At 45.7% G+C, this 15,031-nt stretch carries 12 protein-coding genes, 1 pseudogene and 1 other annotated feature; of the genes and pseudogenes, 8 read left to right on the top strand and 5 right to left on the bottom strand.

Going from position 1 to position 15,031, the window contains the following annotated elements; translation table 11 throughout:
- Positions 1–201: 201 nt before the first annotated feature.
- A complete protein-coding gene (locus CJ190_RS08945; RefSeq protein ID WP_101562080.1) occupies positions 202–1,632 on the top strand; it encodes a LysM peptidoglycan-binding domain-containing protein in 1,431 nt (476 codons plus the stop codon).
- A 65-nt stretch (positions 1,633–1,697) separates the two neighbouring features.
- Here the strand turns inward: CJ190_RS08945 and CJ190_RS08940 are convergent, their stop codons facing one another.
- Positions 1,698–2,960 (bottom strand): lipid II:glycine glycyltransferase FemX, encoded by a 1,263-nt coding sequence (locus CJ190_RS08940; protein WP_070598183.1) that lies wholly within the window; start codon positions 2,958–2,960, stop codon positions 1,698–1,700.
- Positions 2,961–3,408: 448 nt separating this feature from the next.
- On the opposite strand from CJ190_RS08940, the gene CJ190_RS08935 reads away from it, so the two are divergent.
- From CJ190_RS08935 to CJ190_RS08925, 3 genes are all read left to right on the top strand, one after another.
- Positions 3,409–4,104, top strand: a complete 696-nt coding sequence (locus tag CJ190_RS08935; RefSeq protein ID WP_070598184.1) for a response regulator transcription factor — start codon at positions 3,409–3,411, stop codon at positions 4,102–4,104.
- 92 nt (positions 4,105–4,196) lie between these two features.
- Positions 4,197–5,348: a sensor histidine kinase gene (locus CJ190_RS08930; protein WP_070598185.1), complete on the top strand. Its 1,152-nt coding sequence runs from the start codon at positions 4,197–4,199 to the stop codon at positions 5,346–5,348.
- Complete coding sequence (locus CJ190_RS08925; protein WP_070598186.1) at positions 5,332–6,699, top strand: serine hydrolase; 1,368 nt, start codon at positions 5,332–5,334, stop codon at positions 6,697–6,699. Before CJ190_RS08930 ends, CJ190_RS08925 begins: the two co-directional genes overlap by 17 nt.
- A 95-nt stretch (positions 6,700–6,794) precedes the next feature.
- Here the strand turns inward: CJ190_RS08925 and CJ190_RS08920 are convergent, their stop codons facing one another.
- The 4 genes from CJ190_RS08920 to guaD form a co-directional block, all read right to left on the bottom strand.
- Entirely contained in the window at positions 6,795–7,187 is a 393-nt protein-coding gene (locus CJ190_RS08920) for a DUF3021 domain-containing protein (protein WP_070598187.1), read from the bottom strand.
- Between the two features lie 13 nt (positions 7,188–7,200).
- A complete protein-coding gene (locus CJ190_RS08915; protein ID WP_070598188.1) occupies positions 7,201–7,662 on the bottom strand; it encodes a LytTR family DNA-binding domain-containing protein in 462 nt (153 codons plus the stop codon).
- A 242-nt stretch (positions 7,663–7,904) separates the two neighbouring features.
- Entirely contained in the window at positions 7,905–8,030 is a 126-nt protein-coding gene (locus tag CJ190_RS08910) for a hypothetical protein (protein ID WP_256374869.1), read from the bottom strand.
- Positions 8,031–8,116: 86 nt separating this feature from the next.
- Positions 8,117–9,478 (bottom strand): guanine deaminase, encoded by a 1,362-nt coding sequence (gene guaD, locus CJ190_RS08905; protein ID WP_083307100.1) that lies wholly within the window; start codon positions 9,476–9,478, stop codon positions 8,117–8,119.
- 342 nt (positions 9,479–9,820) lie between these two features.
- Here guaD and CJ190_RS08900 point away from each other — a divergent pair, with 342 nt between their 5' ends.
- The 4 genes and pseudogenes from CJ190_RS08900 to CJ190_RS08885 form a co-directional block, all read left to right on the top strand.
- Positions 9,821–11,047, top strand: a complete 1,227-nt coding sequence (locus CJ190_RS08900; protein ID WP_070598189.1) for a dicarboxylate/amino acid:cation symporter — start codon at positions 9,821–9,823, stop codon at positions 11,045–11,047.
- A 109-nt stretch (positions 11,048–11,156) separates the two neighbouring features.
- Positions 11,157–11,377: a binding site (T-box leader), on the top strand.
- Positions 11,378–11,489: 112 nt separating this feature from the next.
- Positions 11,490–12,788 carry a serine--tRNA ligase gene (gene serS, locus CJ190_RS08895; protein ID WP_070598190.1) on the top strand — a complete coding sequence of 433 codons (1,299 nt, stop codon included), beginning with the start codon at positions 11,490–11,492 and terminating at the stop codon, positions 12,786–12,788.
- A gap of 176 nt (positions 12,789–12,964) precedes the next feature.
- Positions 12,965–13,489: a peptide-methionine (S)-S-oxide reductase MsrA gene (gene msrA, locus CJ190_RS08890; RefSeq protein ID WP_070598191.1), complete on the top strand. Its 525-nt coding sequence runs from the start codon at positions 12,965–12,967 to the stop codon at positions 13,487–13,489.
- A 320-nt stretch (positions 13,490–13,809) separates the two neighbouring features.
- Positions 13,810–14,850: pseudogene (locus tag CJ190_RS08885) on the top strand (branched-chain amino acid aminotransferase); the annotation flags it as partial.
- Positions 14,851–15,031: the final 181 nt, after the last annotated feature.

The raw sequence follows: 15,031 nt of genomic DNA, 5'->3' as shown, positions 1-15,031 counted from the left end.
AAAAGGGTAATATAATCAGTCAGAAATGCTTATAAATAAGCACTTTTAAACTCTGCTAGAAAAATAAGAAGGAAAAAGTTTAAGGAATGATTAATATTACAGAAATGTTACAATATGGCTTTAACTTGTCTAAGGGGATTGTTATAATATAAGTGAAAAGAGAGCAGAGTATGCCGTCTTTCCCTAAGGGAGGTTATAAAAATGAAAGCAAGAAAAGAAACAATGAACCAATACAGTAAATGGCTTAGTCTGGCGTCACTGTCCTTATTGTCGGCGGCAGCCCTGCAAGCAGTGGCAAGTCCAGAAGTCAAGGCCGAGGCTAATCCTGTCAGTGCATCGAGTGGCTGGGTGGAAGAAGGTCAATCCTTTAAAACGGTTGACCAAGCCATGAATTATGGTAGCCAACATGCTGATTGGTCTAAGTACAAACAATACCGGGTCAATTATGCTGGCCCTAACCGCTATGTTCTCAAATGGGAATTGAGAAATCCCCAAGCTGGTCAAACACTTGCGGGGTCAGATAGTCAAGCCAGTCAAAGTAATGAACAAACTAAACCTTCACTCACAAAAGGCAGTCCTGCAGGAAGCTCAACTGCTAGCGGTTCTCACACTGTCCAATCGGGGGACTCACTTTGGAGAATCAGTCACAAGTATGGGGTAAGTATCCAAGACTTGATGATCTGGAACAAGTTAGGCTCAGGCTACATGTTACATCCAGGCGACAAGTTAGTGGTCCAAGCACCTGCCAAGGCAGACACTCCGGCTGAAAAACCAAGTACTGAAACAAGCAAGCCCGCCGAGTCTACAACGACTAAGGCATCCTACACCGTTCAATCAGGCGACTCACTCTGGAGAATCAGCCACAAGTATGGGGTAAGTATCCAAGACTTGATGACCTGGAACAAGTTAGGTTCAGGCTACATGCTCCACCCAGGCGACAAGTTAGTGGTCCAAGCGCCTGCCAAAGCAGCAGCTCCAGCTGAAAAGCCAAGGACTGAAGCAAGCAAGCCCGCTGAAACCACAACGCCTAAGACATCCTACACCGTCCAATCAGGCGACTCGCTCTGGCGAATTAGCCACAAATATGGGGTAAGTATCCAAGACTTGATGACCTGGAACAAGTTAGGTTCAGGTTACATGCTCCACCCAGGGGACAAGTTAGTGGTTCAAGCCCCTGCCAAAGCAGAAGTTCCAAGTAAAAAGCCAAGTACTGAAACAAGCAAGCCCGCTGAAACCACAACGCCTAAGACATCCTACACCGTCCAATCAGGCGACTCGCTCTGGCGAATTAGCCACAAATATGGGGTAAGTATCCAAGACTTGATGACCTGGAACAAGTTAGGTGCTGGCTACATGCTCCACCCAGGCGACAAGTTAGTGGTCCAAGCGCCTGCCAAAGCAGAAGTTCCAGCTGAAAAGCCAAGGACTGAAAGCAGTACAGAAAAACCAGCCCAAACGGCCAAGGTCAATACAAAACATGGCTTTGTTCGTGAGCCCCGTCGCTTTAGCTCCATCCAATCAGCCCTTAACTACGGTAATAGTGTCTTCAATTGGCGCAAATATAAGAAATTCTATGTCAATTATGCCGGTCCGAATAGCTATACCTTAGATTGGGAATTAAGAGAAAAATAAGCAGTTAAAAAAGCCTTCAAGCAGATGCTTGAGGGCTTTTCACTTGTCTCTATTCATTTAACATTTTATTCATTATCTTCTTTGTTACGGAAGCCCTTCATTAAATGGCGGACTCTAGGAATAGCGTAGGTCATCAATTGGTAGAGGCCTGGAATGAGGATGTAGTCAAATTCTCCGATTTTATCCGAGACCTTAGTCCCCCACATGCGTTTGAAGACCCAAAGCCCCCGGTAAGGGGAATCCTCATCAGGGTCGACGCTGACCCCGCCAAAGTCGTAAGTCTCGGCCCCTTTATCGCGGGCAAAACGCATGAGGTCATATTGGAGTTGGTAGTTGGGACTGAGCTTGCGGTAGTGGTTAGAAGAAGCAGCATAGAGATAGTAGGCCTTCTTACCACAGAAGCAAAGAATGGCTGCTGACAGGGGGAGACCATGAGGATGTTCCTTACGCAATTCGTCCGCATCGGCAATTAATTTTTCTTGTTTTTCTTGCCGGGTCGCTAGTTCCTTCAATTGGTTGGTTTTCTTCTTACTGTCGCGGCGGGTTTCCACCTTTTCGCGGTCTTTTTCGATGAGTGCTAGTTCCTTACGGGCTTCTTCCTCCATCTTGTCCGGCATCAGCTTAATCATAAAATAATATAAGTGGCCTTGGGGGTGGAGACTGTCGTAAAGGGCTTCGAAGTAGGAAATATCTCGAGTGGCAAAACCGTCCCGTTCGCCTGTCTCTTCCATCAACCGGTGGAAGACATCCAATTCTTCCCGGCTACCTTCAAAAACTTCTAACCCCGACTTCATGGCCTTACGAACCAGGTTTCTGGTCTTCGCTTCATAGGAATTGAGCAAGTCTTCATCCGATTGATCGATGGGGGTGTACATGGTTTGGCGGGGTTGGATATATTGTTCGCTCATCCCATCCTTAAAACCAGTATGGCGAAAGCCAAGGGTCTCCAAAAGTTTTAGCGTTTCTTCATTGCCCTCTCGCTCCAAGTCGGGGTCAATCTTGAGATAAACGGCACGTTCTTTTTTAGCTGCCTTTACTGCTGCTTGGCTGATGGCAGCTACGGCATCATGGTTGTCATAATCCACCACAAAGCCCCGCGAAGCGTAGGCAAAGGTCAAGGGGGTGCCTTTGATTTTCTTGAATTGAATGTTAGCTACTGCTTGAACGTCACCGGCTTCATCAGCCACAGCAACATTTTTGGAGTACCAACCGGTGAATTCTTTAGCCTTGGCCCAGTCAGTGAGCTGCAACAGGTCGCCATTGGGATGGTTTTCAACGAAGTGGTTATGGTCCGCATCACTTAATTGGACAGTATGGTATTGAGTCATTTATTTTCAAATCCTCTCGCATGTTTTTACTACTCTCTTAATCTTACCACGGCTGACATTTTTTTGAAAAGCTGACCCAATTTTTAAGGAAAGCTTTAGGCTAGCAACCGTTATTTGCCTAGTTAGGTAGGAAGAGGAGCTTAAATGAGATCATCCCGGTCTACTCGCTTTTAGAATATTTATAGTCATTTTATAGGGGGCACCAGCCCGGTCCAATTTATTATAGGTTAAGGATAATTAGAATAATACATAAAAAAGCTAAGCATGTTTTTAGCAAAAAAGGGCAAAGTTGGCTGAATGGCTTTGAATTTAAGCTTTTCTTAAGCAGATTTTAAAGCAGATCGGATTATTGGCGGGCAGATCTTTGGTAGAATAGAAGAAAAGTGAAAAGTGACACTCAGACCAGCGCGCAGTTGGTTGAGTTGAAAAGAACAGAGGAGGGATCCTTGTGAAATTATTGATCGTTGATGACGACAAGGAAATTGTTGAATTACTAACTATTTATTCCAGTAATGAAGGCTACGATGTGGTGCAAGCCTATGATGGTGACGAAGCCTTAAAACGTATCAGTGAAAACCCGGATATTGCTCTAATTATTTTAGATATTATGATGCCGGGTAAGGACGGTTTGACCGTGGTTAAGGAACTACGGGGCCGAGAAGTGGATGTGCCGATTCTCTTATTGAGCGCCAAATCAGCGGATATGGATAAGATTTCCGGTTTAACCACTGGGGCTGACGACTATGTGACTAAGCCCTTCAACCCCTTAGAAGTGATGGCCCGGGTCAAGTCACTCTTACGCCGGTCGGGAGCGAGTGACCAAGGCAGTGGCGATACCATTGAGATTGGTCCCTTGATTATCCATAAGAACTCCCATGAAGTGAAAACCATTGACGGGGAAGATATCCAGTTGACCGCCCTAGAGTTTGGGATCTTATATCTCTTGGCTTCTCACCCCAATGAGGTCTTCTCAGCGGATGAAATCTTTGAACGGGTTTGGCAACAAGAATCGGTGGTTTCCGCTAAGACAGTCATGGTCCACGTCAGCCATCTCCGCGATAAGATTGAAACCGCAACGGGTGGCGATAAGGTCATCTCGACCGTTTGGGGAGTCGGCTACAAGATCAGTGAACCGACCGCATAGTGATCGATTATTAATTGAAGACTAGCTTAGAGTAGCGTAAGGACGCTACTTTTTGCCCTGCCCATCAAGCTTGGAAAGAAGGAAAAGAGCGCATGCCTGCCAAAAGACGCCTACGTATTTTTACGGAATTATTATTTGAAACCATCGCCGTCTTGGCCCTACTGGTGATTGGTTATTTTGGGATGGTCTTTGTTTTTATCACCCTGACCGATTATTTCATGCCGCTTTTATCCCAGCAAAATCCCTATTGGTTATTGTTCTTTCCCCGCTTTCAACGCTATTTTGTTCTTGGTTTTACCGCCTTTTACTTGATGGCGGGCTTGATGATTTTAATTTGGCGGGTTTACCGGCGCAATCGGACTATTCAGTTGGGTTTTATCCTGGATGAACTCCATTACATCTCTCAGGGTAATTACAACCATAAAATTTCTACCAAGCATATGAACAGTATGGAACCGGTGGTGTCTTCGATTAACCGCTTGGTTGATTCAACGGTTAAAGCCATGGAGGAAGAGCGGCGGATTGAGGAATCCAAAGACGAACTGATCGCCAATATGAGCCACGATATCCGCACTCCTTTGACCTCGGTGATCGGTTACTTGGGCCTGATTGAAAACAAGCAAATTGATGACCCTAAGAAGGTCCAAGAATATGTCCATATCGCCTATGATAAGGCCTTACAGATGCAAAAAATGGTGGAAGACTTGTTCGAGTACACCAAGATTCAAAACATTAATACCAAGATCCATACTCAAAAAACCAATGTGGTCCGCCTCTTAGAACAATTAAGTGCCGAGTTTGAACTCCAGGCGGATGAAGTGGGCCGGCGGCTTGAAGTCGATAGTTCCGGGCAAGAAGAGGTCTGGGTGGACATTGATCCCGAAACCATCGTCCGCCTCTTTTCCAACTTGATTACAAACGCCATTAAATATGGTGGAGAAGGCGAGTATATCCTCTTAAGGGTTATTCCCCAAAAGCAGACCACCCGCTTTGAAGTGATTGATGACGGCAATGAAATTTCTAAGCCGGCTTTGGAGAACTTGTTCCAGCGCTTTTACCGGGTGGATCCTTCGCGAACCACTAAGGGGAGCGGTCTTGGACTAGCTATTGCTCAGACTATTGTGAACTTGCACCACGGTAAGATTTGGGCCGAATCCGACCAGGGACAAACCCGTTTCATTTTCCTCTTACCTAATCAACAACCCCTTGATAAGGAGGCTGATAAGCATGATATCAGTGACTAAGAAGATAATAAGCAGTTTCTTGGGATCCGCCCTGGCTTTTCTGTTTATCGCTAGTCCGGTGATGGCCAGTGGCGAGACGGTGGCTGATTTTTCCAAGCAACTTACTCAAAACCAGCAATACGGTTTCAAGCATGCTATTGCCATTGACCAAGAGTCTGGGCAAATTCTTTATCAGAAGGAGGCCGATGACTTGCACGGGATTGCATCTCTGACCAAGTTGTTGAGTCTCTATGTGATTTATGACTACCTCGCCCAGGGCAAGTTATCCTTAGATGACCCCGTTCCCGTGTCGACCGCCCTGGCCCAACAATCTCAGGCAGAAGGTCTCTCGAACGTGCCTTTGGTGGCGGGACCGGCTAATTATAGTGTCGATCAACTAATTGATGCCGTCATTATCGCCTCCGCTAATTCAGCCACTGTTGCCCTAGCAGAAAAGGTGGCTGGCAGCGAAGACCACTTTATCGACCTCATGGCCAAAAAGTTAGACCAACTGGGGATTAGTGATTACAACTTGGTTTCAGCCTCTGGATTACGCGGTGAATTGCGGGCTGACGCGCGTCCAGGCGAATATAGCCAGACGGAAGAAAACCAACTCTCAGCCAAAAGCTTAGCCTTAGTCGTCCAACGGCTCCTCAAGGATTATCCCGATATCCAAAGCCGCTCGCAAGTACAAGAGAAGGCCTTCCAAGTGGCCCCTGATTGGCAGGTGACCATGACCAACAGTAACCAACTCTTGCCCGGGATGACCTACGGGAGAAGCGATGTTACTGGGCTGAAGACTGGAACTGAACTGGGAGCGGGCTACTGTTTGGTAGCGACCAGTTTCATTAACCAACGGCCAGTCATCCTGGTTACTCTAGGAGCAGAAAGTAATGCAGACCGGTTTCAAGAAACCTCTCGTCTCCTAACTGACCTGCAAAATCATTTAGACTGGTGCGTCTTGATCCCCCAAGGAGCCCTCTATAACAATGGTGAGGCCGTGGAGATCTATGGCGGTAATAAGGAGACCACCCAGCTCCAATACGGCAATACCGTGGCTTGCTTTATCCCCCAAAATTACGCCATTAGTGACAATCCGGAAGCTGACTTTATTGAACCGGCTTCCTATTCCATGAATGGCAACTTGGAAGTGAGCGCCCCCTTAGAGGAGGGAGAAGCGGTTAATACAGAAATTCTCCATATTCCCTTTGTCGAAAGTGTTGACGGGCAATTAGCTCTGGCTACTGACTTGATGCCCACAGAAAACGTCAAACGGGTCAGTCCCTTCGTCCAAATTACCCGCAAGGTCCATGAAAGCATGCAGTTCATTAGTGACTGGTTGAATGCTAAGATTGCGGAATATAGTCATTAAAACCGAAAAATTGGATGCTTGATGATGACGAGTGAGGTAATCAAGAAGCCCCTAAGTGTGAAAATCATTTCCACTTAGGGGCTTCTTTCTTGCTTTTAATCGTTCTTCTTTTTCAGGAAACGATTAATTTTGTTGATTTTATGGCGGTTATAGAAGTAGTAGCAGGTCCAAATGGCAAAGAAAATGAGAGCAAATTGGAGCGTTGCGCCCACTAGAATAGCGAGGTCGAAGGGGATCCAATGATTGCTGATACTCATCAAGAGAAAGGCTAAAAGTGAGACTGTAAAATGGATGGCGACCTTAGCCAAGAGAGGCCAAGCGCTGTATTCATAAATCACTGAGCTCCCGCCGATCACTGCGCCAAAGAATATGACGGAAGCTAGCATAGAGACATAGGTCCAGTCCTGTGTGTAGATAGCACCCATGATGACCCAGATAATAATGGCTAATGAGACGCTTTGGGAGATAGCATTGACAATGTTTTTCATGGTGAAACTCCTTTCAGATTCCTAAGCGATCTTTGAGCTGGTTGACAAAACGACGGGAAACATTCACCCGCTGCCCGGTCCTTAGATAGGCGTACATATTCCCAGAAAAGGCCATCTCCAAACGCTCAATGGCTTGGATGCGTACCATAGCGTACTTAGAAATACGGATAAAATCTTGGCGGTTCAATTTGTCAGCTAGGCTAGAGAGGCTTTGCCGGCATTGGTAGTTGCCCTTGCTGGTGGTAATGGTTAAGAGGCCCTGGTTGACTTCCAAGTAGAGGATGTCCTCAGTATGGAGGATAAAGTACTGGTCGTCGATTTTCAGGGCGATATCTTTCGGGTTTGGTCTTAAGTAGGAACTGAGTTGCTTTGCTAAGATTTGGGCTTGGTCCTCGCTTGGGGCATGGATGGTGATATAAGTTTCTTTTAGGCTAGGATCAATAGCTTGGCGAATATTAATCGGGCTGTCATCCATTGCTTCACTCCCTTTCTTTAGGTAAATACTGAAATGAGGCGGTCCTTGCTTCAGTTTTAGTATAGCAAATCGCTTGAAAGCTGACGGCTTTTCCAGCTAAGCGGTGGGAAAATTGGTCTAAGCGGTGAAAGGGGAAGGCTGGAAATAAAAAACGACCGACCGTGATTTTAGTCACAGTGGGTCGTTTTGATGGCTTTCGCTATAGTTTATGAAATGAGTTTTCTTTAATTGATTTAAGGTCTCTATTTAGCTAATTCTTCATAAAGCTTTTTGTTACTTTTAAGTAATTTTTCAGATAAGGCCATGACTTCTTCATCGCTAGGAGTAGAGATATCAATATGTTTAGGGAATCTTGAAGTGATATTCATTAGATTACCTCCTTATAAGGTCATGATACTCGCTCGATAAGGTGAAGTAAACAATTTTGTCATTTTGAAAAAATTGTTTTAGATCCCTATCCCTTATCCACCACTAAGTCACCTTGAACCCAAACTTTACGGATGTTTTCCGGGGTGACTAGGTAAATGATTCGTTCAAAGATTTCTCTAGGATCATTAAAGACAGCAAAGTCAGGGAGGATATTGTTGGCATGCTTGGTGTCGATTAATTGTAGGTCACAAGCTTGACCACTTTCAATGCTACCGAGTGGGAGGTCGAGCGATTCACCGCCGCCTTTAGTTGCTAGGTAGAAGGCTTCGACCAAGGAGATCCGGCTGTCTTTAACCCCGCGTTCATCTGGGGCGATTTGGGTATCCACCCCGTCTTCTAGGATTCTTGAAGACACCACGGCTTGGCGGATATTTTCGTAGAGACTCGGTGAGAAGCCCCCGGAAATATCTGTTCCTAAGCCGATATTGACTCCTTGAGCCTTCAAACGCTTGACCGGCAGAACCGCATTAGCGAAATAGGCGTTGGAATAAGGGCAGTGGCCGATCCCGGTCCCGGTTTCTTGGAAAATCTTACCGTCTGCTTCGTTGAGGAAGTTACAGTGGGCCATGACTGATTTAGGACCTAACAGACCGAAGTCGCGTAAGACTTCCGTATCGCGTTTGCCTTGGAAACGTTCCATCACAAAGTCGTGTTCCCATTGGCCTTCGCTACAGTGGGATTGGACATGGGCTTGGTATTTTTGCGCCAAGGCCCCTAATCCAGCTAGGGCTTCATCGGTGCAACTCGGGACAAAACGCGGAGTAACTACTGGGTAGACCCCTTGTTTGTAGTCTTTAGCTAATTGACGGACCTTTTGGATAAAGGTCTCGGTGTCTTGAAGGGCTTGGTCAGTTGAAGCATCCCGGTAGTAGGGTGGGTTAGCTTCAGGGTCATCCATGACTACCTTACCTACTAGACCGCGTTGACCAGCTTGAGCGCAGATCTTGGCGAGTTCATAGGAAGATTCCAGATGAGCAGAAGCAAAATAAAGGCCGGTCGTAGTGCCACGAGCCAGTAATTGTTGGACCAGGTCGCTATAAACGGAGCGGGCAAAGTCCAAATCGGCATACTTGGCTTCTAAAGGAAAAGTACATTCATCCAACCAGACATTGAGGGGTTCATCCAAGGCAATCCCGGCTTGGGGCCATTGGGGTGCATGGATATGGAGATCTACCAGGCCCGGTAGAAAATATTGGCCAGCTTCTAAACGAACAAAATCGCTGCTAGCTTGGGCTTTGGTCAATTCTTCATTGTAAGCAGGGTCCTCTTGGCGGGTGACGGCTTCAATCTTTCCTTGATCATCCACTGCGATTAGCGCCTGGGGGACATAGTCTAACTGGCCGTAAATGGGAGTATGGAAGAGGTCACCTTGGAAATACTGGGTCATCGATTGAATATCCTTTCTATATGTGACGCTTATCGGCTAAGGGGATAAGCGACGATTAAAAGTAAAATAAGTAATAATAGCTATAAAATGATTTAAATGAGAATCAATCTCAGAAGACAACACGTTTATTTTATCAAAAGGCGAACTAAAATCAATATAAAATTAAAAATATACGGAAAAAACAATAAAAATTAGTTAAGCTGGCCCGCGCCAGACCCCTCGGCTAAGGTATTTTTTACATTGTTATGCATAGAGGGCTATCCAGTCAGTTTTACAAAGTGATCACTTTTTGCTAACATGATAAGAATACCATGATAAGAAAATGAAAGTGAGGTGGGAAAGTTGGCAAGAGTACTTGAAAAAAGGAAAATTGGCCTCGTTCCCCGGATTTTATTAGCAATTATTTTAGGGATTATTGTCGGGCAGCTGGCCTTTGTCCCGGAGTGGTTCTTTCGACTTTGTGTCACTTTTACCGGGATTTTCTCGAGTTTCTTGAGCTTCGTGATTCCCTTTATGATTATTGGTTTTGTGGTCCAAGGGATTGCCGATTTGGGCCAGGGAGCGGGTAAATTATTGGGCATTACCGTCTTAACCTCCTATGTATCGACCATTGTTGGCGGTTTTTTGGCCTATTTAATGGCTAGTCAGCTCTTTCCCTTCTTTATTAGTGAGCGTTTAGTCGAGCGCTTAACCCAAACAGCTCCCAAGTTGGAACCCCTCTTTGTGATTCCAATCGAGCCTTTCTTTGACGTGACTGGGGCGATTATTTTTGCCTTTATGATGGGACTTGGAATTTATTGGCTGCGCCAACATGGCCGTGGCCAGGTGCTTTATGAAGGCTTTAGCGATTTTGGTGGGATTATTAGTCAGGTCCTGGCTAAAATTGTGGTGCCATTGTTACCCATCCATATCTTCTGTAATATTAGTAATCTGTCCTATAGTGGTTCGGTGTTTGCGATTATTTCGGTCTTTTGGAAGGTCTTTCTCTGTGTGATTCTCCTACAGATTCTTTATGTGGCTTTTCTATTTATTTTATTTGGGACCTATGCGGGCAAGAATCCTTGGGAGCTGATGAAGAACCAAATTCCGGCCTATATGACTGCCATTGGGACTCAGTCTTCAGCGGCAACCATTCCGGTTAACTTGAAGTCAGCTGCTAAGAATGAAGTGTCTCAAGACATTGCCAACTTTGTCGTGCCCCTCTGTGCTACCATCCATTTGACTGGATCCATGATTACCATTACCGCTAATGCCACGGCCCTCTTATTAATTTACGGCATGCCCCACCAGCTCACTACGATTCTAGGCTTTATCTTAACTCTCGGGGTGTGCATGGTGGCTGCTCCGGGAACGCCAGGGGGAGCGATCATGTCCGCCTTACCTTTCTTACCGATGATCGGCATTGTGGACCCTGGCATGCAACAAATTATGATTTCCTTGCACTTGACCCAGGATTCCTTTGGGACCGCGGCCAATATTTCCGGAGATAATGCCATCGCTGTCTTCATCGACAAGATTTACCATAATTACATCAAAAAAAGCGATACAAAAAGTTCAGACCTGGCCTAGAAAGGTAAAAGACCAGACAAAAGCCATTTGACAAGGCGGTCTTTTCTTCTTAAAATAGGGGTAGCTTTGGAGTTTGACTCCGATAAAGTCTTTCGGGATTTTATTTATAGATCAAGTAATGCTTGTGACTAGTAATCTAGGAAACTTTTTAGCGAGTCCATGGTGGGTGAGAATGGACAAGGAACCTGGGTGAATCCACACAAGGACTGCCTACGACTTAAGAAATAAGGAAGTAGCGCCGGCACAAACCGTTATTTGTAAGTGTAAGGCAAGTCGCTTGCCTTGAAGCAGGGTGGTACCGCGCATAATGATGACCATTTCGTCCCTTTGATAAAAGGGCGGAATGGTTTTTATTTTGCTCAAGCATTGTGGCTGAGGAATTGCTGTTTATCTCTTTTATAAATCAAGGAACCGTACTAATAAAAAGAAATGAGGAATTATAATGATTGATGTGCGTTTATTACGGGATAATTTTGACCAAGTGGCTGAGGCTTTAAAGGGTCGGGGTGTTGAGAAGGAGACTCTCGAACACCTACGCGACCTCGACCAAAAACGCCGCCAAGTGATTGTAGAAGCGGAAAATTTGAAAAAGGAACGCAATATTGCTTCGGACGCCATTGGCCAACTCAAGCGCAATAAGGAAAATGCTGACGACAAGATCCAAGAAATGAAGGCTTTGGGAACCAAGATCAAGGCCTTGGATAGCGACTTGGATAAACTTGACCAAGAGGAACATGATATCTTAGCCCGGATTCCTAACCTTCCTGCTGAAGGCGTGCCGGTAGGGGCAGATGAAGACGAGAACGTGGAAATTCACCGCCACGGAGACCAACCTGAATTCGACTTTGAAGTCAAGGCCCACTGGGACCTCGCTGAAGACCTGGATATCCTTGACTGGGAGGCAGGGGCCAAGGTCTCGGGCTCACGTTTTGTCTATTATAAGGGCCTCGGGGCACGTTTAGAGCGGGCCTTATATAACTTCATGCTGGACCAACACCAAAAAGAAGGCTATATGGAAATGATCACGCCTTTCTTGGTCAACGATACGGCCATGTATGGGACTGGGCAATTTCCTAAATTTACCGAAGACGTCTACCAAATCACTAATGAAGACCAAGACCTCACCTTGATCCCAACGGCAGAAGTGCCTTTAACCAATTATTTTGCTAAGGAAATCTTGAAGGAAGAAGACCTGCCAATTCGAGTGACTGCTTTATCTCCTTGTTTCCGTTCTGAAGCCGGTTCCGCTGGACGCGATACCCGGGGCTTGATCCGCATGCACCAATTCCAAAAGGTGGAAATGGTGAAAGTGGCAACCCCTGACCAATCCTTTGATGAACTGGAAGCCATGACCGAAAACGCGGAAAATATTCTCGACTTACTCGGTTTACCTTACCGTCGGATTGTCCTCTGCACCGGAGACATGGGCTTTTCATCCGCTAAGACCTACGACATTGAAGTGTGGATGCCTGCCCAAAACACCTACCGGGAAATTTCTTCTTGCTCTAACTGCGTGGACTTCCAAGCACGCCGGGCCCAAGTTCGTTACCGCGATATTGACGGGAAGACCCAACTGGCCCACACCTTAAATGGATCAGGTTTGGCGGTAGGTCGGACCGTGGCTGCCGTATTAGAAAACGGGCAAAATGCTGACGGGTCGATCACTATTCCTGAAGTCCTAGTTCCTTACATGGGTGGGGTAAGTCAAATTACCAAGGAAAACGCTCGTGGCCTCAACTAAGACGCTTTTTGAATAACATTACCTGAATCAATCGCTCGCTCAAGTGGTCTACTTGGGGAGCGATTTTTATTTCGTCAAGTAAAATCTCCTCCTAAGCAAAAGAGTTGTTTTCACCAGGAGCAGTCTTTAAAATGAATCATGATTGTAAGACTAAAGTATAGAAAGAAGGACTAAGGATGAGTCAAGCATTAGCAACTTTTGCCGGGGGCTGTTTTTGGTGCATGGTGGCACCTTTTGAAAGGATGCCCGGTATCTTAAAAGTCGTGTCTGGTTACACAGGTGGTCACACTGAAAACCCGACTTATCGCGAAGTGTGTCGGGGAGGAACGGGCCATACCGAAGCGGTACAAATCACCTATAATCCTGAGTTAATTTCCTACCAAGACCTGGTGGAAATTTATTGGCAACAAACGGACCCCACTGACGCTATGGGCCAATTTGCTGACCGGGGGGACTCCTACCGCCCGGTGATTTTCTACCACAATGACCAACAAAAAGCCATCGCCCAAGCCTCTAAGGAAGCCTTGGAAGCAAGCGGTCGTTTTGACCAACCCATTGTCACTCAAATTGAACCCGCCCAAACTTTCTATCCTGCTGAAGACTACCACCAAGACTTCCATGCCAAGAATCCTGACCACTACCAAGCCTATCGCCAAGGATCGGGCCGGCAAGCCTTTATCGACAAGCACTGGCAGGATTAAGCAAGAGGAAAAAACGCATAGCCCCGCCTTTCTTGCTGGGAAGCTGGGCTAGCTAAGAGATAAAGAATGATGAGTGACAAGTAAGCTGGGCCAGTCCCGGCTTATTTTTATAGGATAAATTTCTTCTTGCTTAGCCATGCAAAAGGCATTAAAATATGCTAAATAAAAATTGTCTTTTAATTAAATTGTCGAGCAATTCAAACAAATTACGCCAAAAGTATTTACAAATGAATTTGAAAAGGGTATTATAAGTCTACTTAACTAATGGGCGCCGCTTTTAGAACCTAGTTCAAGCGAGTGCCCAAAATCGTAATTTTGAAAGGGGAATGACAATGTCTGTAAATATCGATTGGAATAATTTAGGTTTTGCTTATATGGACCTTCCTTATCGTTGGCGTGCTTATTGGAAAGATGGCGAATGGTATAAAGAAGGCTTAGAAGAGGGAAAGACTTTTCCAATTGCTGAAGGTGCTCCAGCCTTACACTATGGCCAAGAAGCATTTGAAGGCTTGAAGGCTTACCGTCGTAAAGATGGTCAAATCCAACTCTTCCGTCCAGACCAAAACGCTAAACGGATGGCTAACTCCGCCCAACGAATGTTGATGCCAGCTTATCCTGAAGAAAAATTTGTTGAAGCAGTCGTAAAAACTGTTCAAGCGAACGCTGACTATGTCCCACCTTATGGGACCGGTGCTTCTATGTATATCCGTCCATTATTAATTGGGGTAGGCGACAACATTGGCGTTTCCCCAGCTAAGGAATACATCTTTACGATCTTCACCATGCCAGTAGGTCCTTACTACCGTGATGGTTTAGCACCAATGCCATTTGTCACCAGCAAGTATGACCGCGCTGCTCCATACGGGACCGGTGCTTCTAAAGTTGGTGGGAACTATGGTGGTTCGCTCTTACCTGGTGAAAAAGCTAAGAAAGCCGGCTATGGTGACGTGGTTTACTTAGACCCAGCGACCCATACCAAGATTGAAGAAGTGGGTTCCGCAAACTTCTACGGTATCGAAAAAGGGACCAATAAGTTTGTGACACCAAAATCACCTTCAATCCTTCCATCCATCACCAAATACTCCACCATGTACCTAGCTAAAGAACGTCTAGGTTTAGAAGTGGAAGAAGGCGACGTATACGTGGACGAATTAGACCGCTTTGCTGAAGCCGGGGCTATGGGGACTGCTGCGGTTATTTCACCAGTTTCACGGATCGACCACGGTGACCGTACCTTCAACTTCTACTCCGACAAAGAAGTTGGACCAATCACCCAAAAACTCTACGATGAATTAGTGGGTATCCAATATGGGGACATCGAAGCACCAGAAGGCTGGATTGTCGAAGTTCCTGAAAAATAAAACTTTTGATTTCTCATAAGAAAAAACTAAGTCCGTTTTTTCAAATCATCCTTTTAAAACCTGTCCTTCAATTGTGACCCAATAAACAATTGATGAGAATAAAAGAACCGTCTAGTGAAAGCTAGGCGGTTTTTTCTACTTTAAACAAGCTGACAAGCAGAAAGACTTGCAATTTTAAGTG

This window comes from Aerococcus loyolae (assembly GCF_002871915.2).
Classification (GTDB): Bacteria; Bacillota; Bacilli; order Lactobacillales; family Aerococcaceae; genus Aerococcus; species Aerococcus loyolae.
Note: the sequence above shows the minus strand (reverse complement) of the source record. Positions and strands in the feature narration are given on the sequence as shown.

Coding starts and splice junctions, on each gene's coding strand:
- CJ190_RS08945 (WP_101562080.1), top strand. CDS start 202: ATGAAAGCAAGAAAAGAAACAATGAACCAATACAGTAAATGGCTTAGT.
- CJ190_RS08940 (WP_070598183.1), bottom strand. CDS start 2,960: ATGACTCAATACCATACTGTCCAATTAAGTGATGCGGACCATAACCAC.
- CJ190_RS08930 (WP_070598185.1), top strand. CDS start 4,197: ATGCCTGCCAAAAGACGCCTACGTATTTTTACGGAATTATTATTTGAA.
- CJ190_RS08925 (WP_070598186.1), top strand. CDS start 5,332: ATGATATCAGTGACTAAGAAGATAATAAGCAGTTTCTTGGGATCCGCC.
- CJ190_RS08920 (WP_070598187.1), bottom strand. CDS start 7,187: ATGAAAAACATTGTCAATGCTATCTCCCAAAGCGTCTCATTAGCCATT.
- CJ190_RS08915 (WP_070598188.1), bottom strand. CDS start 7,662: ATGGATGACAGCCCGATTAATATTCGCCAAGCTATTGATCCTAGCCTA.
- CJ190_RS08910 (WP_256374869.1), bottom strand. CDS start 8,030: ATGAATATCACTTCAAGATTCCCTAAACATATTGATATCTCTACTCCT.
- guaD (WP_083307100.1), bottom strand. CDS start 9,478: ATGACCCAGTATTTCCAAGGTGACCTCTTCCATACTCCCATTTACGGC.
- serS (WP_070598190.1), top strand. CDS start 11,490: ATGATTGATGTGCGTTTATTACGGGATAATTTTGACCAAGTGGCTGAG.
- msrA (WP_070598191.1), top strand. CDS start 12,965: ATGAGTCAAGCATTAGCAACTTTTGCCGGGGGCTGTTTTTGGTGCATG.